Raw genomic sequence first — 22,659 nt, forward strand, 5'->3', positions numbered from 1 at the left:
CATATAAGGGCGGAAAATGAAAAAGCCACCCGGAGGTGGCTTTCTTTTGCAGACGAGGCAAACGCTATCAGTAAGCTTTGCCAGTCTTGTAGAAGTTTTCGAAGCAGAAGTTGGTCGCGTCGATGTAGCCTTCAGCGCCACCGCAGTCGAAACGCTTGCCCTTGAACTTGTAGGCCATCACGCAGCCGTTCTGGGCCTGCTTCATCAGGGCGTCGGTGATCTGGATTTCACCGCCCTTGCCTGGCTCGGTCTGTTCGATCAGGTCGAAGATGTCCGGGGTCAGGATGTAGCGACCAATGATGGCCAGGTTCGACGGAGCGTCTTCCGGCTTTGGCTTCTCTACCATGCTGTGTACGCGGTAGATGTCGTCGCGGATCATTTCGCCAGCGATTACGCCGTACTTGTTGGTTTCCTGCGGATCGACTTCCTGAATGGCGACGATCGAGCAACGGAACTGCTTGTACAGCTTGACCATCTGGGTCAGCACGCCGTCGCCGTCGATGTTGACGCACAGGTCGTCCGCCAGAACCACGGCGAACGGTTCGTCACCGATCAGCGGGCGGCCAGTGAGGATCGCGTGGCCCAGACCTTTCATTTCGGTCTGACGGGTGTAGGAGAACGAGCACTCGTCCAACAGCTTGCGGATGCCGACCAGGTACTTTTCCTTGTCGGTGCCCTTGATCTGGTTTTCCAGCTCGTAACTGATGTCGAAGTGGTCTTCCAGAGCACGCTTGCCACGGCCGGTGACGATGGAAATCTCAGTCAGGCCCGCGTCCAGTGCTTCTTCAACGCCGTACTGGATCAGTGGCTTGTTTACCACCGGCAGCATTTCTTTAGGCATGGCTTTGGTCGCTGGGAGGAAGCGAGTGCCGTAACCGGCTGCTGGAAACAAGCATTTCTTGATCATATAAGTCCTTGAAAAGGCTGTGTGTACGAGTTTCGGGGCAGTCTAATCAGGCGGCGTGCGCCTTACAATGCCCCGCGCTGGCTAACCGATGCCAACATAGAGAAATATTCGCGCGGATAGTTCCATCCGGGTATTTCAGCGGCGGAATCAGCGTAGCTCAAGATCCGGGCAAACAGGATCACCATACGCTTATCAGCCCCCAATGCGAGCATTTGCCGCTATCATGGCGCCTTTGAACCAGCGAACGAGAATGACCAGATGGCTGCGGTAAAAATCATCAACGGGTATGTGATCGACAAGAAAGACGGCAAGTGGACGCTGACCACCACCAACGGCGAACACATCGCCGGACCTTTCGACAGCGAGCAGATGGCGACGGATGTAGCCTCGGTGTTCACCGATACACCTGCTTCTTCCAAGCGCCGTGGCAAAGATCAGGACTGATCCTGCCCGCACTTGCGCCAAGCCCTGCCAGCATGCAGGGCTTTTTTGTGCCTTGTTGGCAAACAAGTGGCCAATCGCTATAACCTTTTCATCGCAGCGCTGTCAGAGCATGCAGTCCCCCCCACTTGAAGACCACGCAACCATGAACCTGAACAAACTGCAGCCGCTTTTCGCGGTATTGGTACTGAGCGGCTGTGCCACTTCGCAGCCCACCTATCTGAACAATGGCGAACAGGGCCTGAGCATCGATTGTTCCGGCGAAGCCAACTCATGGGCCATGTGCTACGAAAAGGCCGATGCCTCCTGCGCTGGCACCGGTTATCGCATCGTCGGCACCGATGGCACGCCGGCGCCCAAGGAAGATGACAAAACCCTGGGCGTTGACGTTGGCAATTACAAGACCCGCAACGTCGTGGTCGTCTGCAAGTAAGCCTTACATGTGGATTTCGGCGAACTTGATCCCGAGGCCACGGACGACCTCGATCAGATCATCGAGCCGATTGAAGGACTCGACTTCGTCATTGTCATCCACCAAAAAGTAGCTGCGACCTGCACTCTTCTTGAAAAACACGATCCATTCACCGGGATTCGCCGGGTTCTGGATGACATGGGTGGCAGAGATAAGGCCCTCTGCGTGGCGCTCCCGCACGTGCTCTCGCTTCATCGCGACTCCATAAATGACAATGCCGCCACAGCAGGACTGTGACGGCATCGGGTGCTGATGTTCGCTAGTCTATCAGCCGGAAATACAGGCGTTCGCGGCTTTCTGTACATCGCGAGGGCGAACCGGCACGTTGGACATGCGCTCATGCAGCTTGATGCTGCTGCCGCCGGCGCGATCTTCGATATCAAACACGGCTGCCGGGCCTGAAGAAAGCTTGCCCGGGACGATGACTCGTACTCCGTCCTTCTGCGGCTGCACCTGCAACGCGCCGCGACTGTCAGCGAGCTTGTCGGTCAGGCATTGCGCATACTCCTGGGGCTTTTTGCCGGAAATCACGCTCATGGTTGGCAGCGTTTCATTGATTTCGGAAACATTCGCACAACCGGCCATCGCCAGAATCAACGGCACACACACCACACCCCACTTCATATGAATCCTCCGTTAAAGACCGTCCGACAGCACAAATGCCGCTTTTCTCCGGGGCCTTGTGCATTTAACCCGCCTGCCATGGCGAAGTTCTGTTCAAAATTTGTCAAAGCAACGCCCGACGGCCAGATAATAACCCGTGCGGGCTGATAAACTGCGCCCATCGACAAGCTATCGTTTTGATTTAGTAGAAAAAGCCCTTCTGGAGGCGCCATGAAATTCATTCACCAGCGCGAGCACCTCAACGAAGACGACATCGTCGTCATCCAATGCTCGCAGATGTGCAACATCCGTTTGATGAACGACGCCAACTTCCGCAGCTTCAAAAACGGCGGCCGTCACACTTACCACGGTGGCGCGTTCGACACGTTTCCGGCACGCATCACGGCACCGAGCACCGGCTTCTGGAACATCACCATCGACACCGTCAACCGCCGCGCAATCAGCGTGACTCGCAAGCCGACGCTGACCCACTCGATCAAGATCATCCGTCGCTCCAGCACTAAACTGAGCTGAGACGCACAGCCTATTCTGAAAGGGAAACATGACCGTGGCGCAAAAAACCAAATACGTGATCAAGTACAAACTGGACGGTGAACAGCGTTTCGAGTTCGCCGAACTGGAAACCGGCACTGACGAGGAAGCGAAAGCGGCGCTGAAGAAAATGCACGCTGACGAAGAACTCAGTGACATCAAGGTCAGCAAAGCGCTGTAACCGAATCATGCAACCGACCACGTTTGACCTGTTCGCCGACAACGAACCCGTACAGCAAGCCCGCGCCGAGCAGATCGGCGAACAATCGTGGGTGCTGCGCGGATTCGCCTTGCCGCAGGTCGAGCAACTGCTGACCGAGCTCGAAGCCATTCTTGCCGCCGCCCCGCTACGCCACATGGTCACGCCCGGCGGTTTCAGCATGTCGGTTGGCACCAGCAGCTGCGGGCAGTTGGGCTGGATCACTGATCGCAGCGGTTACCGCTATTCCAGCGTCGATCCACTCAGCGGCTTGCCGTGGCCGTCGATGCCGGCGGTGTTTGCCGATCTGGCGCACGAGGCGGCGGAACGCGCCGGCTTCATGGATTTTCATGCCGACTCCTGCCTGATCAACCAATACGTCCCCGGCGCCAAGATGTCGCTGCATCAGGACAAGGACGAAAAGGGCTACGCCGCGCCCATCGTTTCGTTGTCGCTGGGGTTGCCGGCGATGTTTCTGTTCGGCGGCTTCGAACGCAGCGATAAAACCCAGCGCATCCCGCTGCTGCACGGCGACATGGTGGTCTGGGGTGGTGTGGATCGCCTGCGTTATCACGGCGTACTGCCAATCAAACCCGGCCATCACCCGCTCTTGGGCGAACGGCGCATCAACATCACCTTCCGCGTTGCTGGCGATCAGTAAAAGTTTGACCGCAAGGCGCGGAGTGTCGCGGGTTACGATGCTGGTTAACCTGACTCAAACAGGTCAACGGATTCCCTCTCATGGACACGCTTTCGAAGACGATCAGAACTGAAGACGATCCACGCTGGGCCGCCGTGGTGGCGCGCGATCCGCGTGCGGACGGGCAGTTTGTCTACGCAGTAAAAACCACCGGCGTTTATTGCCGACCGAGCAGCCTTGCGCGTTTGCCGAAACCGCAGAACGTCATATTTTTCGAAACAGCCGAAATGGCCGAAGCAGCGGGATACCGGGCAAGCAAACGCGCCAGCAAGGACCAGAATGACGCGCAGCACGCGGCGATCATCGCAGCGGCCTGCCGGCAAATCGAAGCGTCCGAGACGTTGCCCGCGCTCGACAGCCTCGCCGCCAGCGCCGGCCTTAGCCCTTTCCATTTTCATCGAGTATTCAAAGCCGCGACCGGCCTGACGCCCAAGGCTTACGCCACGGCGCATCGCTCACGCAGACTACGTGCGCGCTTGGCCGACGGCGGCTCGGTGACCGACGCGCTGTACGACGCCGGCTTCAATTCCAACAGCCGTTTCTACGAATCAGCCGATCAACTGCTGGGCATGAAACCCACCGACTATCGCGCTGCCGGGCAGAACAACGACATTCGCTTTGCCGTTGGCCAATGCTCGCTTGGGGCAATTCTGGTGGCGCAAAGCGAACGTGGGATCTGCGCGATTCTGCTCGGCGACGATCCGCATCAGTTGGTCTGCAACCTGCAGGATCAGTTTCGCAAGGCCAACCTGATCGGCGCCGACAGCGAATTTGAACAGTTGATCGCCAGCGTCGTCGGCTTTGTCGAAGCACCGGCGAAAGGCCTGAACTTGCCGCTGGATATACGCGGCACCGCGTTTCAGGAGCGCGTCTGGCAGGCGCTGCGGGAGATTCCCGCAGGCAGCACCGCCAGTTATGCCGAAATCGCGCAACGTATCGGCGCGCCGACTTCGATGCGTGCGGTGGCCCAGGCTTGCGGGGCCAACCGCCTGGCGGTGGCGATTCCCTGCCACCGCGTGGTCCGCAGCGATGGCAACCTTTCCGGCTACCGCTGGGGCGTCGAGCGCAAACGCCAACTGCTTGAGCGCGAACTCAACGATTGACGTCGACCACCACCCTGCCCCGCAGTTGCCCGGCAAGCAGTTTGGGCGCAGCCTCAAGGGCTTCGCTCAAACTGATTTCGTGACTGATCAGCTGCAATAAGGAGAAATCCAGATCCTTGGCCAGTCGGTCCCAGGCCTCGATACGGCGTGCTTTGGGCTGGGTCACGCTGTTGATTCCAGCCAGCGTCACGCCGCGCAGAATGAACGGCGCTACCGAGGCCGGAAAGTCCATGCCTTGCGCCAACCCGCATGCCGCAACCACGCCTTCCGAACGCGTGCTGGCGCAAGCGTTGGCCAATGTATGGCTTCCGACAGAGTCGACCACCGCCGCCCAACGCTCTTTAGCCAACGGCTTGCCCGGTTCGGACAAGGTGGCGCGATCAATGATTTCGGCAGCGCCCAATTGCTCCAGGTATTCATGCTCGGACACGCGGCCGGTGGATGCCACCACGCGGTATCCCAACTTGCTGAGCAAGGCAATGGCAAAGCTGCCGACCCCGCCATTGGCGCCGGTGACCAGCACTTCGCCGTGATCCGGCGTCACGCCATGGCGCTCCAGCGCCAGAATGCACAGCATCGCCGTGTAGCCGGCGGTGCCGATGGCCATGGCTTGCGCCGGGGTGAAAGCTTCGGGCAGTGGAATCAGCCAGTCACCGTTGAGCCGAGCCTTTTGCGCCAGCCCGCCCCAGTGGCTTTCACCGACGCCCCAACCGTTGAGCAGCACCCGATCGCCCGCCTTGAAATCCCCATGCGAACTGGACTCGACAGTCCCCGCCAGATCGATCCCCGGCACCATGGGAAACTTGCGCACCACTGGGCTGCTGCCGGTAATCGCCAGGCCGTCTTTGAAATTCAGGGTGCTGTACGCGACGTTCACGCTGACATTGCCTTCGGGCAGTTGCTGCTCATCGATTTGCTGCAGATTGGCGCGATAACCGCTGTCATCTTTGTCGATCAGGATGGCGTTGAACATGACGGTCTCTCGAAAATGATTTGAAACAAGCATGCCTTGAAATAGCACATCGCAACACATTGCCACACTCGACTTTGCGCTAACGGCTCGATCAGCCGGGTAAATCCCCGGCAGGCGGCTATGCTTTTTCGACGGTTGTGTTTTCCCGGTTGCGCCTTGCAAACTGGTGTGTCGATGGAGCTGACGATGCCTTTCCTGAGCGCTTTACCCTCGCTGCTGATGCTATGTCTGCTGACACTTGGCAATGCCTGGGCAGCCGCACCGGCGGCAAAGCCGAACGCGGCGCCAAGCGAGCCGACATGGCCGCAGGTGATCAGCAGCGGCAAGAGCAAGCTGACGGTGTATCAACCGCAGCTCGACAGTTGGGACGGCTATACGCTCAATGCCCGCGCGGCGGTCGAAGCCACGGCTGCCGATGGCAAGTCCACCTACGGCATCGTCCAGTTCAGCGCTCACACCCTCGTCGACAAGGCCACTCGCTGGGTCGCGCTCGATCAGTACCAGATCATCAAGGCGGATTTCCCCGCCGACGCGAAACAGGCCGACACGTGGCTCGCCATCCTGAAAAAAGATGCCGAGAGCCGCAAGAAAACCATCTCCCTCGATCAACTGGAAGCGGCGGTTGGCGTGCTCAACGCCGAACAGAAAGCCGACGGTGCACCGCTGGAAAACACGCCGCCGACCATTATCAGCTCGGACAGCCCGGCAATTCTCGTATACATCGACGGCGAGGCGGCTTATCGGCCGGTTGAAGGAACGGAGCTGCAACGGGTGATCAACACGCGCCCACTGCTGCTCAAGGATGCCCAAGGCAGACATTACCTGCACGTATTCGACGGCTGGATGGTTGCCGATCAATTGGCCGGCGATTACACGCGCCTTGCTGCGCCGCCGGCCAGTCTGGAAAAAGCCAAACAGGCGGCGATCAAGAGTCGCAAGGTGGACCTGCTCACCGGGCAAAGCGATCCGAAGGACAAGATTCCCAGCCTGGCCAAGCCGCCGCAGCCGAAAATCTTCATCGCCACCACGCCAACGGAACTGTTGGTGACCGACGGCGCCGCGCAATGGCAACCGATTCAGGGCACCAGCCTGTTGTACGTGAGCAACACCACCGGGCACATCTTCAAGGAAATCGGCGACCAGAACAGTTACGTACTGATCTCCGGACGCTGGTTCCGCGCCAGCGACATGAGCGGGCCATGGACCTTTGTCCCGGCAGACAAGCTGCCGGCCGACTTTGCCAATATTCCTGACGACAGCGCCAAAGAGAACGTCAAGGCCTCGGTAGCCGGCACGCCACAGGCACAGGAGGCGGCCATTGCGGCGACCATCCCGCAGACCTCGGCGATCAACAAGAGCGCGGTGAAGATGACGGCGCCGCAATTTGACGGCGAGCCGCAGCTCAAAGCGATCAGCAATACGCCGCTGCAATACGTGGTCAACAGCGCCACTCCGATTATTCGCGTCGACAACGACAGTTGGTGGGCGGTGGAGAACGGCATCTGGTTCAGCGCCACCTCGCTGAACGGACCGTGGAGCGTGGCCACTTCAGTGCCAGCGGTGATTTATTCGATTCCGCCCAGCTCGCCGATGCACTACCTCACGTACGTGAAGGTTTACGAATCCAGCGGCGATACCGTGGTGGTCGGCTACACGCCGGGCTATCAAGGCTCGACGCTGGACCCGGCGACTGGCGTTGTGGTGTACGGCACCGGTTATCCGTATACGCCGTGGGTCGGTAGCGTCTGGTACGGGCCGCCGGTGACCTATGGTTTCGGCGTCGCGATTCGTTACACGCCGTGGACTGGCTGGACCTTCGGCTTCGGATTCGGCTGGAGCTGGGGCGGCAACACCGTCGCCATGGGCTGGGGCTGGGGCGCCTATCCGTGGTGGGGAAATTACGGCTGGGGCTACGCGTGGGGTCCGCGTCTGTACCCGGCGCCGCTGGCCTGGGGTGGCGCCGCTTACGGTTATCGCGGCGGCGCGGTGGCCTGGGGCCCGGGTGGCTGGGCCGGAACCACCGGCAATCTTTATCATCAGTGGGGTGATCGCGCGACGGTCAGCCGTTATGGCGCCGGTTACAACGCCTGGACCGGCAATCGCTGGGCCGGCCAAGTTGGCGCCTCGTACAACTCGCGTACCGGCATTGCCGCCGCCGGGCAACGTGGCGCGGTGCACAACGCCTACACCGGCAACTACGCTGCCGGGCGCAGCGGCGTGGCAGTCGGCCCGAACGGCGGCGCCATCGCCGGAGAACGGGTTAGCGCTGGCAACGTCCGCAGCGGCACTCACGTCAGTGCCAATCGCGGCGCCGTTTACAACCCCAATACCGGCAACACCACGCAATACGGTGGCATTCATGGCCGCGACGGCGGCGCTGCGCGGGTCGGCGACAACGTTTATGCCGGGCGCGACGGCAACGTTTACAAGAAAACCGACAACGGCTGGCAGTCCGTGGCCGGCAGCGGTGCCAACCGGACCAGACCCGCGAACAACAATGCGCAATTGCAGAATCTCAACCGCGAATCCGCCGCACGCAGTCTCGGCAATCAGCGCACGCACAACTTCAACCATTCTTCACAAATGATGAACCGTTCGTTTGGCGGTGGCGGCGGATTGCACCGACGCTAAAAAACTGCACGTAATGTTCAGAATTTCAGACTGGCCCCGCATCCGGTTTTGCTGTTAAAAACCGCGTGCCGTCCCTGCCCGTTTCATCGTTCGGAGAATTGCTATATGAGCCAGTGGCCAGACACCCGCATCCTTGATCTTCTCGGTATCGAACTGCCGATCATCCAGGGCCCGATGGCCGGTGCGACCAACTCTTCGATGGTGATTGCCGTGTGCAATGCCGGCGGCCTCGGTTCAATGCCGGCAGCGATGCTGAGCAGCGAGCAACTGCGCGAAGAACTGAAGACGATTCGCCAGCACACCACCAAGCCGTTCAACGTCAATTTCTTCTGCCACCAGCCACCGGCACCTGATGAACAGCGGGCCCGTGACTGGAAAAATCTGCTCGAACCTTACTACCGCGAACTGGGTGCCGATTTCGACGCGCCGACGCCGGTGTCCAATCGCGCACCGTTTGACGAGGCCGCGTGTGTCGTGCTCGAAGAATTCCGCCCCGAAGTGGTGAGTTTTCATTTCGGGCTGCCGGAGAAAAATCTGCTTGATCGGGTCAAGGCAACCGGGGCGAAAATCCTTTCGTCTGCCACCACAGTCGAAGAAGCGATCTGGCTGGAGCAACACGGCTGCGATGCGATCATCGCCATGGGTTATGAGGCCGGTGGCCATCGCGGGATGTTTCTCAGCGATGATCTGAGCACCCAGGTCGGCACCTTCGCCCTGGTGCCGCAGGTGGTCGACGCGGTGAAAGTGCCGGTGATCGCGGCGGGTGCGATCAGCGATGCGCGAGGCGTTGCCGCAGCTTTCATGCTCGGCGCATCGGCGGTGCAAGTCGGCACGGCGTACCTGTTCACGCCGGAAGCAAAAGTCAGCGCCTCACACCACAAGGCCCTGCGCACCGCCAAGGAAAGTCAGACCGCCATCACCAACATTTTTACCGGACGCCCGGCACGGGGCATTGTCAATCGGGCGATGCGTGAACTCGGCCCGATGTCAGCGCAGGCGCCGGCCTTTCCGTTGGCTGGCGGTGCGCTGATGCCGCTGCGGGCCAAGGATGACGCCGACTTTGCCAACCTCTGGGCCGGACAGGCGCTGACGCTCGGCAAGGATATCGGCAGCGCTGAACTGACCCGGCAACTCGCCGAAGGCGCCTTGGCGAAACTCAACCGTCATTGAATTTACGCGGCGAGCGGATTTATTCCCTCGCCACTTGGCGACGTATCGCTATATATTTCCGTATACAGCGATTGCGCCCGTGTATCGGCGTTATCCAAAGCAAAGCATTTACCGCGGATCACGGAGCCTTTACATGACACTTGCTGCCACACGCCTCGCCCCTGTCTGCCTCGCCTCATTCCTAGCATTTTTCAGCATCGGCGCCGCGCAAGCTGACGAAGTGCAAGTGGCGGTCGCCGCCAACTTCACCGCGCCAATCCAAGCCATCGCTGCCGACTTCGAAAAAGACACCGGCCACAAATTGGTCGCCGCTTACGGCGCCACCGGCCAGTTCTACACCCAGATCAAAAACGGTGCGCCCTTCCAAGTGTTCCTCGCTGCTGACGACGCGACCCCGGCAAAGCTTGAGCAGGAAGGCGAAACCGTCAAAGGTTCGCGCTTCACCTACGCCATCGGCACGCTAGCGCTGTGGTCAGCGAAAGAAGGCTACGTAGATGCGCAGGGCAAAGTGTTGAAAACCAACCAATACCAACACCTTGCGATCGCCAATCCAAAAGCCGCGCCATACGGTCTCGCCGCCACCCAGGTGCTGGAAAAACTCCAGTTGAGCGAAGCCACGAAAAGCAAAATCGTCGAAGGCCAGAACATCACTCAGGCCTACCAGTTCGTCTCCACCGGCAACGCCGAACTGGGCTTTGTAGCGCTGTCGCAAATCTACAAGGACGGCAAGGTGAGCAGCGGCTCAGCATGGATTGTTCCGGCCACCCTGCATGATTCGATCAAACAAGACGCGGTGATCTTGAACAAAGGCAAGGACAGCGCCGCTGCCAAGGCCCTGGTCGATTACCTCAAAGGTCCGAAAGCCGCTGCGGTGATCAAATCCTTCGGATATGAACTGTAAATGTCACTGACCAGTGCCGACTTCGCCGCGATCTGGCTGACCCTGAAACTGGCGTCACTGACCACTGCGATCCTGCTGCTGATCGGCACGCCGATCGCGCTGTGGCTATCGCGCACCTCGTCGTGGTTGCGCGGGCCGATCGGCGCCATCGTCGCCCTGCCGCTGGTGCTGCCGCCGACGGTGATCGGCTTTTATCTGTTGCTGGCGCTGGGGCCGCACGGTTTTCTCGGCCAGTTCACTCAATGGTTGGGGCTGGGCACGCTGACGTTCAGTTTCACCGGGCTGGTCATCGGTTCGGTGATCTACTCCATGCCGTTCGTGGTGCAACCGCTGCAAAACGCTTTCTCGGCGATTGGCACCCGCCCGCTGGAAGTCGCGGCGACCTTGCGCGCCAATCCCTGGGACACGTTCTTCAGCGTGATCCTGCCGCTGGCGCGCCCCGGCTTCATCACCGCAGCGATTCTCGGCTTCGCCCACACCGTGGGTGAATTCGGCGTGGTGCTGATGATCGGCGGCAACATTCCCGACAAGACCCGCGTGGTTTCGGTGCAGATTTACGACCATGTCGAAGCGCTGGAGTATGCCCAGGCGCACTGGCTGTCTGCGGCGATGCTGGTGTTTTCGTTTCTGGTGTTGCTGGCGCTGTACTCCAGCCGCAAGACCCGCGCAGGCTGGAGCTGATCGATGATTGATGTACGCCTGAAACGCACTTATCCGGGGTTTGAACTGGATGTCGATCTGCAAGTGCCGGGCCGCGGCGTCACCGCGCTGTTTGGTGATTCCGGCTCGGGCAAAACCACTTGCCTGCGCTGCATCGCCGGGCTGGAGCGCGCCGAGCAGGGTTTTGTGCAGATCAACGACGAGATCTGGCAGGACAGTGCCAAGGGCATTTTCGTCCCGCCGCATAAGCGTGCGCTTGGCTATGTGTTTCAGGAAGCCAGCCTGTTCCCGCATCTTTCGGTGCTGGCCAATCTGGAGTTTGGTCTCAAACGCATCGCCAAGTCGCAACGCCGGGTCGATATGGACCAAGCCACAGAACTGCTCGGCATCAGCCATTTGCTCGAGCGTCATCCACAGCATCTGTCCGGCGGCGAACGGCAGCGCATCGGCATCGCCCGCGCCCTGCTGACCAGTCCGAAACTGTTGCTGATGGACGAACCGCTGGCGGCTCTCGACAGCCGGCGCAAAAGCGAAATCTTGCCGTACCTGCAACGCCTGCACGACGAACTGGATATTCCGCTGTTGTACGTCAGCCATGCGCAGGATGAAGTCGCACGTCTGGCCGATCATTTGGTATTGCTCCGTGATGGCAAAGCCCTCGCCAGCGGCCCGATCGGCGAGACCCTCGCACGCCTGGATCTGCCCTTGGCAATGGGCGATGACGCCGGGGTAATCATCGAAGGCCAGGTCAGCGCCTACGACGCCACCTATCAATTGCTCAGCCTGCAACTGCCGGCCACTGCAATGAACATTCGCGTCACCCATGCGCCGATGGCCGTGGGCCAGGCTCTGCGCTGCAAAGTGCACGCGCGCGACATCAGCCTGGCGCTGAACAATGATGCAGCCAGCAGCATTCTCAATCGTCTGCCCGTTACCGTCATCAGCGAACAGGCCGCTGACAACAGTGCCCATGTGCTGATCCGCCTCGATGCCGGCGGTACGCCGCTGCTGGCGCGGATCACCCGCTTCTCGCGTGATCAACTGAGCGTGCATCCGGGCCAGCGGCTGTGGGCGCAGATCAAGGCGGTGGCGGTGCTCGCGTAAATCATTCGGCACGACGGCCAGCGCCTGCGGTCAATCAGTTACAGACTGCCGTATGACCGAAGGAAACCGCCATGCCCGATACCGTGCTGACAGATGCTCTGCCCGCCGATCTGCATTACGTCGATGACACTCAGCCTGGTATCACCCGGAAAAAACTGCGCGGCAAGTTCGTCTATTTCGAACCATCGGGCCAGCGCATCACCGACCCGGACGAAATCAAACGCATCAATGCCCTCGCGGTACCACCGGCCTACACCGATGTATGGATCTGCGCCGACCCGTGCGGCCATTTGCAGGCCACCGGCCGCGATGCGCGCGGGCGTAAACAGTACCGTTATCACGCCCGCTGGCGCGAAGTGCGCGACGCCGACAAATACTCGCGCCTGCGCGACTTCGGCATGGCCCTGCCCAAACTGCGGCGCAAGCTCGAGGCGCTGCTCGATGAGCCGGGCTTCAGCCGCGACAAGGTCATGGCCACGGTGATTACCTTGCTCGACGCCACGCTGATCCGCGTCGGCAATACCCAATACGCACGGGACAATCGCTCTTACGGTTTGACCACGTTGCGCAGTCGGCATGTCGAGGTCAACGGCAGCGCGATCCTGTTCCAGTTCCGTGGCAAGAGCGGCATCGAGCATCAGATCACCGTTAAGGACCGCCGCCTGGCGCGAATCATCAAGCGCTGTCTGGAAATTCCCGGGCAAAACCTGTTTCAGTATCTTGATGAAAATGGCGAACGGCACACCGTCACCTCCTCCGACGTCAATGCCTATCTGCAAAAGCTCACCGGCGCGGCGTTCACCGCCAAGGACTATCGCACCTGGGCGGGCAGCGCCCTGGCGTTGTCGGTGCTGCGCGAGTTGCAGCATGAGTCGGAAACCGAAGCCAAGCGCCATGTGGTAGAAGCGGTGAAGAACGTCGCCAAACAGCTGGGCAACACGCCGGCGGTGTGCCGCAAGTGCTACATCCACCCCGCAGTGGTCGAACATTTCATGCTCGGCGCCCTCGCCGAACTGCCCCGTCCGCGCGTGCGCAAAGGCCTGCGCGCCGAGGAAGTAGCCTTGGCGATGTTTCTCGAGCGGATGTGTGAGGTAAGCGAGGCGTCTTGATCTCCAGCGTAACGCTCGCTCCTACAAAGGTTTGCCGACGAGTTGAACTGGGTATTTTTTGCACGATCACACAGGTCTTCTATAGTTGATCTGAAGGTTCGCGCCACGCGGACTTTTTGTTGCAACTCAGCCGTTTCAGCGAACGGAGGTGTTTCATGTCCGAAAAAGAGTCCATCACCACCCTCCTCACCCTGCTCGACGCCCGCCAGGCGCGCCTCGCAGCCGCCTGCAAAGAGATTGCCGACTGGGTCGATCATCAGGGCGGGCATCCGACAGCTTTGCGCATTCGCGACCGGCTGCACGACATTGAAAAGGATGCGCCGCTGATTCGCGATACGCTCTCGACGCTCAAACCGATCGACCGGCCGTTGCCACGGTTCAGATAGGCCTCCGCGTAGCAGTCCTCTCTGCATCGGCGCAGAGAGGACGCCGATTGGTACTTTTCCGACCGACTCAGTCGCCCTTGCCGGTACGGCCGCCTCCATGGCTGTGCTGCCCGCCGACGCGTGCCTTCTCGGCCCGATCAACTTTCACGTTGACTGGACTCTCGCCTTTCTTGCCGGCTTCCTTGATTTTCTGTGGGTCTTCAGCGAACGGTTGATCCTTGTGATGATTGGTCATCTCAATGTCCTCAGAATAGTTATATACATACACTTAACAGACTCTAGTTTCAGCCGATTACAGTTCAACTTCGCACCGACAAATGGTCAGAATTCCGAAGCGAAGCGGTAACAAACTCCAACCTCTTTTGCACATCAACCAGCAACTCGAAAAGTTATACGAAGCGGCGCAGAAAACAGCAGGCTGTATAAGTTTCATCACAAAGTTACCGTTCATCGGCCTGAGGAAAAATTTTCAAAACATTTTTCGCCGGCTCGTAATCGGAGTAGATGTCCGGTGCGACAACGGACATAACTAGCGAAACGTTAATTGATATCGGAGAGCTATCATGACCACAGGAAATAAAAATCCAGGTAACTTCGCAAACGATCGTGAAAAGGCATCTGAAGCCGGCAAGAAAGGCGGTCAGTCGTCGGGCGGCAACTTTGCCAATGATCGTGAAAAAGCATCCGAGGCTGGCCGCAAAGGCGGGCAGAACAGCCACGGCGGCGGTCGCAAGTCCTGAGCAAGCGGTACAAGGGCAGCCTCGCTGCCCTTTGAAATCAGCTGATGGAGCGTAATCATGAGAACGGTACCGGCTTTTGCACGAGGCGAAGTGCAACGAAACAAGGGAGCGGAAGTGTATCCCGAAGCAGCGCGCAGTTCGCACGTGACCAGGTCGGACAGTCCGTCGGTGTCACCTTGTGTCGAACGACAGCAAATCAGTCCAAGGCACCGGGAAAGTGTTCAGCAGGAATGTTATGAACGCCGGGAACTTGCAGTAAACTCTGAAAACTCCCGGACACCGGATACAACCCCGACTTATGAGCGCTCCTCTTAGCGCATAGGTCTAACTTGTAGTCACAAGACAAGCCAGACCAACTAAAGCAAACGACATCAGTAAACTTTATAAGCATTTCGCGAACAACGACGGCACGTAGTGTGTGCATCCTTGATTCGCCGACTGCCTATATAGAGAAAATGAGGAAGTTTGAAATGGCACAAGATAAACAACAAGGCAGCATGTCGGTTAACGAAGCAGGCAAGAAAGGTGGTGATGCCACTTCGGCTTCGCACGATAAAGAGTTCTATCAGGAAATCGGCAGTAAAGGTGGCCAGAACAGCGGTGGCAATTTTGCCAACGATCGGGACAGAGCGTCCGAAGCTGGCAGCAAGGGCGGCCAGAGCAGCGGCGGCAACTTTGCCAACGATCGGGAAAAAGCCTCTGAAGCTGGACACAAAGGTGGTCAAAACAGCCATGGTGGCGGGCGCAACAGTTGATGCGTCGGGTGCAGGGGAGCGCGGCTCCCCTGCCCACTTTCATTCAAGCGAAATTACAGCTATTGCTTAGGAGTCCTGACCAGCCGAGGGAATCGCCATGCCTGTTCATGTCATCAACTTCACCGGCCCGATCAATGCCTCGACGTGCGGCCAATTGATCGATAAAGCCTCGCTCGCCGTAAAGGAAGATGCACCGCGACTGATCGTCAACATCGCCACCATGGGCGGCGAATGCAGTTACGGTTTCACGATGTACAACTTCCTGTTGGCCCTGCCTATTCCGGTACACACCCACAATTTGGGAACGGTCGAATCGATGGGCAACATTGTCTTTCTGGCCGGCCAGCGCCGCACCGCCTGTACCCACAGCAAGTTTCTGTTTCACCCATTTCATTGGCACCTGCAAGGTTCGGTCGATCATTCGCGCATGTCGGAATACGCCATGAGCCTGGATTACGACTTGCACCTCTACGCCCAGATTGTCGCCGAGCGTACGAGCAACGGAAAAAATGCGCTGGAGACAGAGAAATATCTGACAGCAGCGCCGCGCATCATCAATCCTGAAGAAGCCCTGCATTCAGGCCTTATTACGGCGATTGAAGACACCGAGGTTCACGCGGACTTTGTCTGCTCGTGCATCTACTCCTGAATCGTCCCACTTGATAACGCGTCGTAGCAGGCGCGTTCCTGTCTTAACAGCCGGCAATTCAGCCAAAAATTCCAGACGAAGTTGTACAGATTCAATCTGCCGTACAGACTTACAAATCGCCCAATCAGCCGGTCATCACGCCCGTTTCAATTTCTCTGAATTATTCATTTCGCCAGATATCCCTCTTCTTAACAGCCGGAGGAAATGTATGAGCGGAGAGGATTTGTACGTGATTGATTACCTGCTTCACGGGAAGCCCAGGTCATTCGTCATTCGCACAAAAACCATGAACAATGCCGAAGCGTGGCAGTGGGCAAGTTGTGACGCGGGTATCGCGCCCATCCCCCGCCCCGGCCGACCTCCGTTGAAACGTTTTTCCAAGCCGATGGCGGAACGCTTTGGCGTGACCGAGGTGCAATGGCGAGAATCAGTACCTTTGGTCTGGGAGGAGGATCACGTGAAATGACAGAACGCACATTGAAATTCGGTTTCGGCCGCTCGTGGGATGACGAGATGGCGGAAAATACCGCGATGTTCCGCGAGGCCGATCTGCTCGAAGAAGCGGCTTACAGGATCATCGAGAACGACACGGACAATCCTGAAGCCTGGGCCCGTTTCAGCGAAGCCAAGGCTATGGCCGACGCCAAACGAACGGCGGCCTATCAGGACTGGATGCGCATCAAGCGCGCGATGAGCAAGCCGCGCTCGAAATAGCGGCCTGGCGCCTCATGGCTTGAGGATCAGTAGCGGTTCGCCTTTCGGGACGACGTAAGTGGCCAGTTCGACGCCTTTCTCGTTGCCAACGTTTTTGGCCACATGCGCGACGCCCGCCGGAATGAACAACGAATCGCCGGCCTTGAGTATCACCGGCGCCCGCCCTTCGAGCTGATACTCGAACGTGCCGCTGATGACATAGGCGACTTCCACGCCGGGATGAGCATGCCGAGGCGAGGTGACGCCAGCGTCGAAATCGATACGCGCCTGAATCACTTCGCGATTGTCAGCGCCGAGATCCTGACGAACCAGATCGGTGCGGCTCAGACCTTTCTGCCAGCTCGTTGCCGGTGCATCCGCCGCATGGGCGAAGCCGGTCAGGGAGGCGAAGACAACGGCAGAAGCCAGAAACAGTGAACGGTACATGGTGATGCCCTCTTGAGCGTAGTGTTGGTGTGAGGGCTACTTTGGGCTCGGCATGTAGGGCGGATGTGTCTCGAAGGCGCAGTTTGGTGTTGCCGTGTGTATCGGCTGGGGGTTGATACATGCTTATACAAACGTGTCGCTGGCCACCGCCACAAGCCATTCTCTGAAAGCGCTGATCTTTGGCGATTCAGCGGTTTCATGGGGTGTAACCAAATAGAAACCGAGATCATCCTGCAGGCGCAGGTCGAACGGTGCGACCAATCGGCCCGCACGCAGATCGTCGTTTACATAAGTCGAACGACCGATGCACACGCCCTGCCCGTCAATTGCCGCCTGCACCGCCATCATCGCCAGATCGAAGGTCAGCTTCCCGCCGTCGGCCAACTGCGCAGGCTGGTCGGCGGCGCTGAGCCAGGCCTGCCAGTCGCTGGCGGTGAGGCCGCTAACTTGTACAAGGGTGTGACTGGCCAGATTTTCCGGAGTGTGCAATGTCGTCGCCACTGCTGGACTGCACACGGGAAATACCTCATCGGCCATGAGAAAGTCCGCGCGCAAGCCTTTCCAGTCGCCCCGTCCGTAGCGAATCGCGGCGTCTATGCCTCCTCGGCGAAAATCCACCAGATCGGTGGTCGCACTGATGCGCACATCGATGTCCGGGAACGCCTGCTGAAATGCCGGAAGACGCGGCAAAAGCCATTTCGAAGCAACCGAGACCAGCGTGCTGATGGTCAATACGCTGGACCCGCGCGACTCGAGTAATTGTTGCGTCGAATGGCGCAACGCTTGAAATGCAGAACGCACCCCCGGCAGGTAGGCCTGCCCGTCTTCGCTAAGCGCCAGGCCATCCTTGAGGCGCAGGAACAATGCCACGCCCAACTCGGCTTCGAGGCGCCTGATCTGGTGACTGATTGCTGTCTGCGTGACGTTCAACTCGGTCGCAGCGGTGGTAAAGCTCATATGTCGAGCCGCCGCTTCGAACGCGCGCAGGCCGTTGAGGGAGGGAAGTCTGGCAGTCATAAGGCTAAGGAGCGCATGAGAATTTGTCATACGCTAGCACTGCAAATGACCTTTGCGGAAGTTTTGCCCGCAGTGGATCGTGGCGCCTCCACTTTCAAGGGACATGCCATGAAACTTTACTTTGCACCGATGACCTGTTCGCTCGCCCCGCATATCGTCCTGCGCGAACTCGGCTTGCCGTTCGAAATGATCCGCGTCAACAACCAGACCAAGCGCACGGCTGACGGCCGTGACTTCCGCGAGATCAATCCGAAAGGCTACGTGGCCGCGCTGCAACTGGATAACGGCGAAGTGCTCACTGAAGGCCCGGCGATCCTGCAGTTTCTCGCCGATCAAGTCCCCGGGAGCGACTTGGCACCTGCCGCAGGTACGTGGCAGCGCGCACGTTTGCAGGAACACCTGAACTTCATCAGCTCTGAGATTCATGCCGCCAGCGCGCCATTGTTCAGCGCGGAAATCCCCGAACCGGTCAAAGCGATTTTTCGGCAAAAACTGTTCAAACGGCTGGATTACCTTGAGGGCACCCTGACGGATCGGGACTATCTGATGGGCGGCTTCGGCGTTGCCGATGCCTACCTGTTCACGGTCCTGAACTGGCTACCGACGTTCAGCATCGACATCAGCGAATGGCCAGCTCTGGCGTCGTACACGCAACGCATCGGCGCGCGGCCCAGTGTGCTTGCGGCAATTGCCGCAGAAGAAGCGACTTTGCCTGTCTGAACGCGCGCGGGCCATGGCCGGAGGGAATCTGTAAACTGCCGCAATCTTCATTCACTCAAACAAGAGATGCCCATGGCCAATCAAGACATCATCTTCACGCCGGATCCCGACACCGATTCGATTTCTTCCGACGTTGCCACCTTCGGCGGCATCATGGTTTCCACGCAGATTCCAACCCGCGCCGATGGCAGCCTGGAACTCGGCGGCATCACCGAGCAGAGCGAGTGCACGCTGCAAGCACTGAAAGTCGCACTGGAACGTGCCGGCAGTTCGATGGACCGGGTGCTGCACCTGACCATTTACCTGACCGACATGGGCGATCGCGGGGCTTTCAATGAAGTGTACAAACGCTATTTCGCCAAGCCTTGGCCGGTGCGGGCGGCGGTAGGCGTGGCCTCGCTGGCGGTTGAAGGGATGCGTGTGGAAGTGACGGCGATGGCGGCGAAAGGCTGATTTGCGGAAATACTGCGTAGGCTACCTCCACGATTCCGAGGTGCGACATACGCAGTGAAAATACTCAAGGGCGCGCGCCAAACACAGCAGCCACCAGGACGGGGCCGTTTGGCAAGCGCTGGCTCGCCCGTTGAGCGAATTGGCGTCAACGGTCTATTCACAAAACTTGAAGCGGACCGCTAGCTACAACAAACAGTTTACCTTCTGATACCCGGTATGTTTGCCCGCGGTGCTCGACTTCAAAATTGAATGTTGCCGTAATCGAATCGGTACCTTCTTCGTGTTTGCGCGCAAACTCTATCGTTCCTGTTTTCGCATATAAAATTTCATGCGACATAGTCATCACTCCCGCCACGGTACTTCCGAACCCGCCAACTTCATGCGTACCGTCCGTAAGGGAGCGGTCTATCACAAATGAAATAATCTCACCCACCTCGTCCGTAAAATATTGACCAATAACGCTGAACGTTTCCTTTGTGCCGAAATAAAGATGCCGAGTAGCGGAGAATATTGGCTTGCCAATGCCCGGATGATTGGGTGAAACGACCGCTTTGTAATACACCTCGGCCTTCTTCTGCGGACGCGATTTAAACGAGGCGAAATCCGAGATACCAATCGTCGCGAAGGCGTTGTTACCGCTCATGATATTAATCTCCAATGTCTTGCGTGATATAGGCCAGAGCGACTTTCCCGCTCCCACCTGATGTTCACGCTTTGGACGCGGACGGACAACTGACAGACTTTACAGTTATGCATTGCCTCGTATTGTGCTAGGTCCTTCGTACCTGATATCGGCACGCTGGTGCCGCCTGGGTGTTTCACAGGTACAATGCGCCCCTTGCCCGTGACCGCCTGACTAAAAAAACTATGTCCTTGCCCAAGCATCACCTGGAATTGCTCAGCCCTGCCCGCGATGTCGCCATCGCCCGCGAGGCCATCCTGCATGGCGCTGACGCCGTGTACATCGGCGGCCCGAGCTTCGGCGCACGCCACAACGCCTGCAACGAAGTCAGCGAAATCGCCGAATTGGTCGAGTTCGCCCGCCGTTACCACGCGCGTATTTTCACCACCATCAATACCATCCTGCACGACAACGAACTGGAGCCGGCGCGCAAGCTGATCCATCAGTTGTATGACGCTGGCGTCGATGCGCTGATCGTCCAGGATCTGGGCGTGATGGAGCTGGACATTCCGCCGATCGAGCTGCACGCCTCGACCCAGACCGACATCCGCACCCTCGAGCGAGCGAAGTTCCTCGATCAGGCCGGTTTCTCCCAGTTGGTGTTGGCCCGCGAGCTGAACCTGAAAGAAATCCGCGCCATCGCCGATGAAACCGACGCGGCCATCGAATTCTTCATCCACGGCGCGCTGTGCGTGGCCTTCTCCGGCCAGTGCAACATCTCTCATGCGCAAACCGGCCGCAGCGCCAACCGTGGCGACTGCTCCCAGGCCTGCCGCTTGCCCTACACCCTCAAGGATGAAAAGGGTGGCGTGATCGCCTACGAAAAACACCTGCTGTCGATGAAAGACAACAACCAGAGCGCCAACATCCGCGCACTGGTCGAGGCCGGCGTGCGTTCGTTCAAGATCGAGGGTCGCTACAAGGACATGGGCTATGTGAAGAACATCACCGCCTATTACCGCCAGCGCCTCGACGACGTGCTTGAAGACCGCCCGGACCTGGCCCGCGCTTCCAGCGGCCGCACCGTGCATTTCTTCCTGCCCGACCCGGAAAAGACCTTCCACCGTGGCAGCACCGATTATTTCGTGACCGATCGCAAGATCGACATCGGCGCCTTCGATTCGCCAACCTTCACCGGCCTGCCGGTCGGTACGGTGGAAAAAGTCGGCAAGCGTGACATGCAGGTTGTCACCCATGAGCCGCTGTCCAACGGTGACGGTCTGAACGTACTGGTCAAACGCGAAGTGGTCGGTTTCCGCGCCAACATCGCCGAGGCCAAAGGCGAGTTCGAAGAAGACGGCGAGAAGCGCTATCGCTACCGCGTCGAGCCGAACGAAATGCCTGAAGGTCTGTTCAAGCTGCGTCCAAGCCATCCGTTGAATCGCAACCTTGATCACAACTGGCAGCAGGCGTTGCAGAAAACTTCTTCGGAACGTCGTGTGGCCCTGAGCTGGTTCGCTCGTCTGCGCGAAGAACAGCTGGAAGTGACCGCGACCAGCGAGGAAGGCATCAGCGCCAGCGTTACCCTCAGCGGGCCGTTCGGCGTTGCCAACAAGCCTGAGCAAGCGCTGGAGCAGTTGCGCGACCTGCTCGGCCAGCTCGGCACCACGCAGTATCACGCCACTGACATCAAGCTGGATGCGCCGCAAGCGTTCTTCATTCCCAACTCGCAGCTCAAGTCCCTGCGTCGTGAAGTGATCGAAGCGCTGACGGCGGCCCGCGTCGCCGCGCATCCGCGTGGCAGCCGCAAGGCCGAAACCACGCCGCCGCCGGTGTACCCCGATTCGCACCTGACCTTTCTCGCCAACGTCTACAACCAGAAGGCCCGCGACTTCTACCACCGTCACGGCGTCAAGCTGATCGACGCGGCGTACGAAGCTCACGAAGAGCCGGGCGAAGTGCCGGTGATGATCACCAAGCACTGCCTGCGTTTCTCCTTCAACCTGTGCCCGAAACAGGCCAAAGGCGTGACCGGCGTGCGTACCAAGGTCGCGCCGATGCAGTTGATCCACGGCGATGAAGTGCTGACGCTGAAGTTCGATTGCAAGCCATGCGAGATGCACATCATCGGTAAGATGAAAGGCCACATCCTCAACCTGCCGCAGCCGGGCAGCGTGGTCGGCCACATCAGCCCTGAAGACCTGATGAAAACCATCCCGCGCGCACCGCACTGAGTGACCGGCGTGCGCGGTGCTTCGGCAACGCGCACGCCTGCTTGGCTCAAGTGCGGTAAATCGCAGGCATAAAAAAACGCCAACTTCTTGCGAAGTTGGCGTTTTTTCGTAGATGGCAGGGGCGGCTGGATTCGAACCAACGCATGGCAGGATCAAAACCTGCTGCCTTACCGCTTGGCGACGCCCCTGTAGCTCTGGTCAGCGGCTCCGTGAGGATCGCTGTGAGAACGGGGCGCAATTTAACAACATTCATTTCATTTGGGAAGCCCAAGATAAATTTTTTTTTGTTTTAAAACAGCGACTTATTATTTTCGCGCGAAAACTCACCGTTTCATCGCCATGTATCACACTGTGTAAGCGCCCCGCCGCCATACACGCCCTTGCAAAACTGCCGTCCGGGGACACAGAACGGATACGT

General features: G+C 58.9%; 29 protein-coding genes and 1 tRNA gene. 21 read left to right on the top strand and 9 right to left on the bottom strand.

Translation table 11 applies throughout. The features are described from left to right. Nucleotides 1–67: 67 nt before the first annotated feature. Nucleotides 68–907: a UTP--glucose-1-phosphate uridylyltransferase GalU gene (gene galU, locus OK411_RS16170; RefSeq protein WP_024013124.1), complete on the bottom strand. Its 840-nt coding sequence runs from the start codon at nucleotides 905–907 to the stop codon at nucleotides 68–70. A 258-nt stretch (nucleotides 908–1,165) separates the two neighbouring features. On the opposite strand from galU, the gene OK411_RS16175 reads away from it, so the two are divergent. Together OK411_RS16175 and OK411_RS16180 are read left to right on the top strand one after the other, a co-directional pair. Continuing rightward, a complete protein-coding gene (locus OK411_RS16175; protein WP_016774922.1) occupies nucleotides 1,166–1,351 on the top strand; it encodes a hypothetical protein in 186 nt (61 codons plus the stop codon). Between the two features lie 142 nt (nucleotides 1,352–1,493). Next, nucleotides 1,494–1,781, top strand: a complete 288-nt coding sequence (locus OK411_RS16180) for a hypothetical protein (protein WP_016774923.1) — start codon at nucleotides 1,494–1,496, stop codon at nucleotides 1,779–1,781. A gap of 3 nt (nucleotides 1,782–1,784) precedes the next feature. Here OK411_RS16180 and OK411_RS16185 read toward each other — a convergent pair whose 3' ends face one another. Both OK411_RS16185 and OK411_RS16190 read right to left on the bottom strand, forming a co-directional pair. Continuing rightward, nucleotides 1,785–2,015: a hypothetical protein gene (locus OK411_RS16185; protein ID WP_016774924.1), complete on the bottom strand. Its 231-nt coding sequence runs from the start codon at nucleotides 2,013–2,015 to the stop codon at nucleotides 1,785–1,787. A 72-nt stretch (nucleotides 2,016–2,087) separates the two neighbouring features. Then, a complete protein-coding gene (locus OK411_RS16190; RefSeq protein ID WP_016774925.1) occupies nucleotides 2,088–2,444 on the bottom strand; it encodes a hypothetical protein in 357 nt (118 codons plus the stop codon). 210 nt (nucleotides 2,445–2,654) lie between these two features. Between OK411_RS16190 and OK411_RS16195 the strand changes: the two genes are divergently transcribed. The 4 genes from OK411_RS16195 to ada all read left to right on the top strand — a co-directional run bounded on the left by OK411_RS16195 (nucleotide 2,655) and on the right by ada (nucleotide 4,977). Beyond that, nucleotides 2,655–2,957 carry a DUF1883 domain-containing protein gene (locus OK411_RS16195; protein ID WP_007912251.1) on the top strand — a complete coding sequence of 101 codons (303 nt, stop codon included), beginning with the start codon at nucleotides 2,655–2,657 and terminating at the stop codon, nucleotides 2,955–2,957. A 28-nt stretch (nucleotides 2,958–2,985) separates the two neighbouring features. Continuing rightward, nucleotides 2,986–3,156, top strand: coding sequence for a hypothetical protein (locus OK411_RS16200; RefSeq protein WP_016774926.1), 171 nt, complete (start codon nucleotides 2,986–2,988; stop codon nucleotides 3,154–3,156). A 7-nt stretch (nucleotides 3,157–3,163) separates the two neighbouring features. Continuing rightward, the gene (gene alkB / locus OK411_RS16205; RefSeq protein ID WP_217878312.1) at nucleotides 3,164–3,835 is read left to right on the top strand and encodes a DNA oxidative demethylase AlkB; all 672 of its coding nucleotides are present in this window, start codon (nucleotides 3,164–3,166) and stop codon (nucleotides 3,833–3,835) included. A gap of 80 nt (nucleotides 3,836–3,915) precedes the next feature. Further along, a complete protein-coding gene (ada, locus tag OK411_RS16210; RefSeq protein ID WP_217878314.1) occupies nucleotides 3,916–4,977 on the top strand; it encodes a bifunctional DNA-binding transcriptional regulator/O6-methylguanine-DNA methyltransferase Ada in 1,062 nt (353 codons plus the stop codon). On the opposite strand, the gene OK411_RS16215 is transcribed toward ada, so the two are convergent. Beyond that, nucleotides 4,967–5,950, bottom strand: a complete 984-nt coding sequence (locus OK411_RS16215; RefSeq protein ID WP_125918629.1) for an MDR family oxidoreductase — start codon at nucleotides 5,948–5,950, stop codon at nucleotides 4,967–4,969. The genes ada and OK411_RS16215 overlap by 11 nt on opposite strands. Nucleotides 5,951–6,136: 186 nt before the next feature. On the opposite strand from OK411_RS16215, the gene OK411_RS16220 reads away from it, so the two are divergent. From OK411_RS16220 to OK411_RS16250, 7 genes are all read left to right on the top strand, one after another. Beyond that, nucleotides 6,137–8,581, top strand: coding sequence for an autotransporter (locus OK411_RS16220; protein WP_264365358.1), 2,445 nt, complete (start codon nucleotides 6,137–6,139; stop codon nucleotides 8,579–8,581). Nucleotides 8,582–8,686: 105 nt separating this feature from the next. Further along, the gene (locus OK411_RS16225) at nucleotides 8,687–9,751 is read left to right on the top strand and encodes an NAD(P)H-dependent flavin oxidoreductase (protein ID WP_024013130.1); all 1,065 of its coding nucleotides are present in this window, start codon (nucleotides 8,687–8,689) and stop codon (nucleotides 9,749–9,751) included. Nucleotides 9,752–9,884: 133 nt separating this feature from the next. After that, nucleotides 9,885–10,652, top strand: coding sequence for a molybdate ABC transporter substrate-binding protein (gene modA, locus OK411_RS16230; protein ID WP_123442334.1), 768 nt, complete (start codon nucleotides 9,885–9,887; stop codon nucleotides 10,650–10,652). Further along, a complete protein-coding gene (gene modB / locus OK411_RS16235; RefSeq protein ID WP_125927562.1) occupies nucleotides 10,653–11,333 on the top strand; it encodes a molybdate ABC transporter permease subunit in 681 nt (226 codons plus the stop codon). Between the two features lie 3 nt (nucleotides 11,334–11,336). Then, on the top strand, nucleotides 11,337–12,416 hold the full coding sequence (gene modC / locus OK411_RS16240) for a molybdenum ABC transporter ATP-binding protein (protein ID WP_122698156.1): 1,080 nt from the start codon (nucleotides 11,337–11,339) through the stop codon (nucleotides 12,414–12,416). Between the two features lie 71 nt (nucleotides 12,417–12,487). Beyond that, complete coding sequence (locus tag OK411_RS16245; RefSeq protein WP_073476691.1) at nucleotides 12,488–13,525, top strand: DNA topoisomerase IB; 1,038 nt, start codon at nucleotides 12,488–12,490, stop codon at nucleotides 13,523–13,525. 155 nt (nucleotides 13,526–13,680) lie between these two features. After that, entirely contained in the window at nucleotides 13,681–13,911 is a 231-nt protein-coding gene (locus tag OK411_RS16250) for a hypothetical protein (RefSeq protein WP_016774936.1), read from the top strand. A gap of 67 nt (nucleotides 13,912–13,978) precedes the next feature. On the opposite strand, the gene OK411_RS16255 is transcribed toward OK411_RS16250, so the two are convergent. Then, nucleotides 13,979–14,146: a general stress protein gene (locus tag OK411_RS16255; protein WP_110645428.1), complete on the bottom strand. Its 168-nt coding sequence runs from the start codon at nucleotides 14,144–14,146 to the stop codon at nucleotides 13,979–13,981. Between the two features lie 328 nt (nucleotides 14,147–14,474). On the opposite strand from OK411_RS16255, the gene OK411_RS16260 reads away from it, so the two are divergent. From OK411_RS16260 to OK411_RS16280, 5 genes are all read left to right on the top strand, one after another. Continuing rightward, on the top strand, nucleotides 14,475–14,651 hold the full coding sequence (locus OK411_RS16260) for a general stress protein (protein ID WP_016774938.1): 177 nt from the start codon (nucleotides 14,475–14,477) through the stop codon (nucleotides 14,649–14,651). Between the two features lie 470 nt (nucleotides 14,652–15,121). Beyond that, nucleotides 15,122–15,406, top strand: a complete 285-nt coding sequence (locus OK411_RS16265; RefSeq protein ID WP_130899886.1) for a general stress protein — start codon at nucleotides 15,122–15,124, stop codon at nucleotides 15,404–15,406. Nucleotides 15,407–15,503: 97 nt separating this feature from the next. Continuing rightward, nucleotides 15,504–16,055 carry an ATP-dependent Clp protease proteolytic subunit gene (locus tag OK411_RS16270; protein WP_264365359.1) on the top strand — a complete coding sequence of 184 codons (552 nt, stop codon included), beginning with the start codon at nucleotides 15,504–15,506 and terminating at the stop codon, nucleotides 16,053–16,055. A 208-nt stretch (nucleotides 16,056–16,263) separates the two neighbouring features. Then, nucleotides 16,264–16,521 carry a DUF6555 family protein gene (locus OK411_RS16275; protein ID WP_016774941.1) on the top strand — a complete coding sequence of 86 codons (258 nt, stop codon included), beginning with the start codon at nucleotides 16,264–16,266 and terminating at the stop codon, nucleotides 16,519–16,521. Continuing rightward, on the top strand, nucleotides 16,518–16,769 hold the full coding sequence (locus OK411_RS16280) for a hypothetical protein (RefSeq protein WP_016774942.1): 252 nt from the start codon (nucleotides 16,518–16,520) through the stop codon (nucleotides 16,767–16,769). Before OK411_RS16275 ends, OK411_RS16280 begins: the two co-directional genes overlap by 4 nt. Nucleotides 16,770–16,781: 12 nt before the next feature. Here OK411_RS16280 and OK411_RS16285 read toward each other — a convergent pair whose 3' ends face one another. Then, nucleotides 16,782–17,195, bottom strand: a complete 414-nt coding sequence (locus tag OK411_RS16285) for a cupin domain-containing protein (RefSeq protein WP_217878322.1) — start codon at nucleotides 17,193–17,195, stop codon at nucleotides 16,782–16,784. Between the two features lie 123 nt (nucleotides 17,196–17,318). After that, on the bottom strand, nucleotides 17,319–18,212 hold the full coding sequence (locus OK411_RS16290; RefSeq protein ID WP_125918624.1) for a transcriptional regulator GcvA: 894 nt from the start codon (nucleotides 18,210–18,212) through the stop codon (nucleotides 17,319–17,321). Between the two features lie 108 nt (nucleotides 18,213–18,320). Between OK411_RS16290 and gstA the strand changes: the two genes are divergently transcribed. Together gstA and OK411_RS16300 are read left to right on the top strand one after the other, a co-directional pair. Continuing rightward, a complete protein-coding gene (gene gstA / locus OK411_RS16295; RefSeq protein WP_217878324.1) occupies nucleotides 18,321–18,932 on the top strand; it encodes a glutathione transferase GstA in 612 nt (203 codons plus the stop codon). 72 nt (nucleotides 18,933–19,004) lie between these two features. Beyond that, the gene (locus tag OK411_RS16300) at nucleotides 19,005–19,385 is read left to right on the top strand and encodes a RidA family protein (RefSeq protein WP_024013136.1); all 381 of its coding nucleotides are present in this window, start codon (nucleotides 19,005–19,007) and stop codon (nucleotides 19,383–19,385) included. Nucleotides 19,386–19,542: 157 nt separating this feature from the next. On the opposite strand, the gene OK411_RS16305 is transcribed toward OK411_RS16300, so the two are convergent. Next, on the bottom strand, nucleotides 19,543–20,028 hold the full coding sequence (locus OK411_RS16305; protein ID WP_264365360.1) for a hypothetical protein: 486 nt from the start codon (nucleotides 20,026–20,028) through the stop codon (nucleotides 19,543–19,545). 224 nt (nucleotides 20,029–20,252) lie between these two features. Here OK411_RS16305 and OK411_RS16310 point away from each other — a divergent pair, with 224 nt between their 5' ends. Further along, nucleotides 20,253–22,241, top strand: a complete 1,989-nt coding sequence (locus tag OK411_RS16310) for a peptidase U32 family protein (RefSeq protein WP_016774946.1) — start codon at nucleotides 20,253–20,255, stop codon at nucleotides 22,239–22,241. Between the two features lie 113 nt (nucleotides 22,242–22,354). Here OK411_RS16310 and OK411_RS16315 read toward each other — a convergent pair. Beyond that, a tRNA-Gln gene (locus OK411_RS16315) sits at nucleotides 22,355–22,429 on the bottom strand. Nucleotides 22,430–22,659 lie beyond the last annotated feature (230 nt).

It is taken from the genome of Pseudomonas sp. RG1, assembly GCF_025910115.1.
Classification (GTDB): Bacteria; Pseudomonadota; Gammaproteobacteria; order Pseudomonadales; family Pseudomonadaceae; genus Aquipseudomonas; species Aquipseudomonas atacamensis.

Excerpts from the sequence above, each read along its gene's own strand:
- OK411_RS16195 (WP_007912251.1), top strand. The coding sequence starts at position 2,655 with ATGAAATTCATTCACCAGCGCGAGCACCTCAACGAAGACGACATCGTC.
- alkB (WP_217878312.1), top strand. The coding sequence starts at position 3,164 with ATGCAACCGACCACGTTTGACCTGTTCGCCGACAACGAACCCGTACAG.
- OK411_RS16180 (WP_016774923.1), top strand. The coding sequence starts at position 1,494 with ATGAACCTGAACAAACTGCAGCCGCTTTTCGCGGTATTGGTACTGAGC.
- OK411_RS16215 (WP_125918629.1), bottom strand. The coding sequence starts at position 5,950 with ATGTTCAACGCCATCCTGATCGACAAAGATGACAGCGGTTATCGCGCC.
- OK411_RS16300 (WP_024013136.1), top strand. The coding sequence starts at position 19,005 with ATGGCCAATCAAGACATCATCTTCACGCCGGATCCCGACACCGATTCG.
- OK411_RS16255 (WP_110645428.1), bottom strand. The coding sequence starts at position 14,146 with ATGACCAATCATCACAAGGATCAACCGTTCGCTGAAGACCCACAGAAA.
- galU (WP_024013124.1), bottom strand. The coding sequence starts at position 907 with ATGATCAAGAAATGCTTGTTTCCAGCAGCCGGTTACGGCACTCGCTTC.
- OK411_RS16290 (WP_125918624.1), bottom strand. The coding sequence starts at position 18,212 with ATGACTGCCAGACTTCCCTCCCTCAACGGCCTGCGCGCGTTCGAAGCG.
- OK411_RS16275 (WP_016774941.1), top strand. The coding sequence starts at position 16,264 with ATGAGCGGAGAGGATTTGTACGTGATTGATTACCTGCTTCACGGGAAG.
- ada (WP_217878314.1), top strand. The coding sequence starts at position 3,916 with ATGGACACGCTTTCGAAGACGATCAGAACTGAAGACGATCCACGCTGG.
- OK411_RS16245 (WP_073476691.1), top strand. The coding sequence starts at position 12,488 with ATGCCCGATACCGTGCTGACAGATGCTCTGCCCGCCGATCTGCATTAC.
- OK411_RS16310 (WP_016774946.1), top strand. The coding sequence starts at position 20,253 with ATGTCCTTGCCCAAGCATCACCTGGAATTGCTCAGCCCTGCCCGCGAT.
- OK411_RS16305 (WP_264365360.1), bottom strand. The coding sequence starts at position 20,028 with ATGAGCGGTAACAACGCCTTCGCGACGATTGGTATCTCGGATTTCGCC.
- OK411_RS16250 (WP_016774936.1), top strand. The coding sequence starts at position 13,681 with ATGTCCGAAAAAGAGTCCATCACCACCCTCCTCACCCTGCTCGACGCC.
- modB (WP_125927562.1), top strand. The coding sequence starts at position 10,653 with ATGTCACTGACCAGTGCCGACTTCGCCGCGATCTGGCTGACCCTGAAA.
- OK411_RS16270 (WP_264365359.1), top strand. The coding sequence starts at position 15,504 with ATGCCTGTTCATGTCATCAACTTCACCGGCCCGATCAATGCCTCGACG.
- OK411_RS16280 (WP_016774942.1), top strand. The coding sequence starts at position 16,518 with ATGACAGAACGCACATTGAAATTCGGTTTCGGCCGCTCGTGGGATGAC.
- OK411_RS16225 (WP_024013130.1), top strand. The coding sequence starts at position 8,687 with ATGAGCCAGTGGCCAGACACCCGCATCCTTGATCTTCTCGGTATCGAA.
- OK411_RS16175 (WP_016774922.1), top strand. The coding sequence starts at position 1,166 with ATGGCTGCGGTAAAAATCATCAACGGGTATGTGATCGACAAGAAAGAC.
- OK411_RS16260 (WP_016774938.1), top strand. The coding sequence starts at position 14,475 with ATGACCACAGGAAATAAAAATCCAGGTAACTTCGCAAACGATCGTGAA.
- OK411_RS16190 (WP_016774925.1), bottom strand. The coding sequence starts at position 2,444 with ATGAAGTGGGGTGTGGTGTGTGTGCCGTTGATTCTGGCGATGGCCGGT.
- OK411_RS16185 (WP_016774924.1), bottom strand. The coding sequence starts at position 2,015 with ATGAAGCGAGAGCACGTGCGGGAGCGCCACGCAGAGGGCCTTATCTCT.
- OK411_RS16265 (WP_130899886.1), top strand. The coding sequence starts at position 15,122 with ATGGCACAAGATAAACAACAAGGCAGCATGTCGGTTAACGAAGCAGGC.
- modA (WP_123442334.1), top strand. The coding sequence starts at position 9,885 with ATGACACTTGCTGCCACACGCCTCGCCCCTGTCTGCCTCGCCTCATTC.
- gstA (WP_217878324.1), top strand. The coding sequence starts at position 18,321 with ATGAAACTTTACTTTGCACCGATGACCTGTTCGCTCGCCCCGCATATC.
- OK411_RS16285 (WP_217878322.1), bottom strand. The coding sequence starts at position 17,195 with ATGTACCGTTCACTGTTTCTGGCTTCTGCCGTTGTCTTCGCCTCCCTG.
- modC (WP_122698156.1), top strand. The coding sequence starts at position 11,337 with ATGATTGATGTACGCCTGAAACGCACTTATCCGGGGTTTGAACTGGAT.
- OK411_RS16220 (WP_264365358.1), top strand. The coding sequence starts at position 6,137 with ATGCCTTTCCTGAGCGCTTTACCCTCGCTGCTGATGCTATGTCTGCTG.
- OK411_RS16200 (WP_016774926.1), top strand. The coding sequence starts at position 2,986 with ATGACCGTGGCGCAAAAAACCAAATACGTGATCAAGTACAAACTGGAC.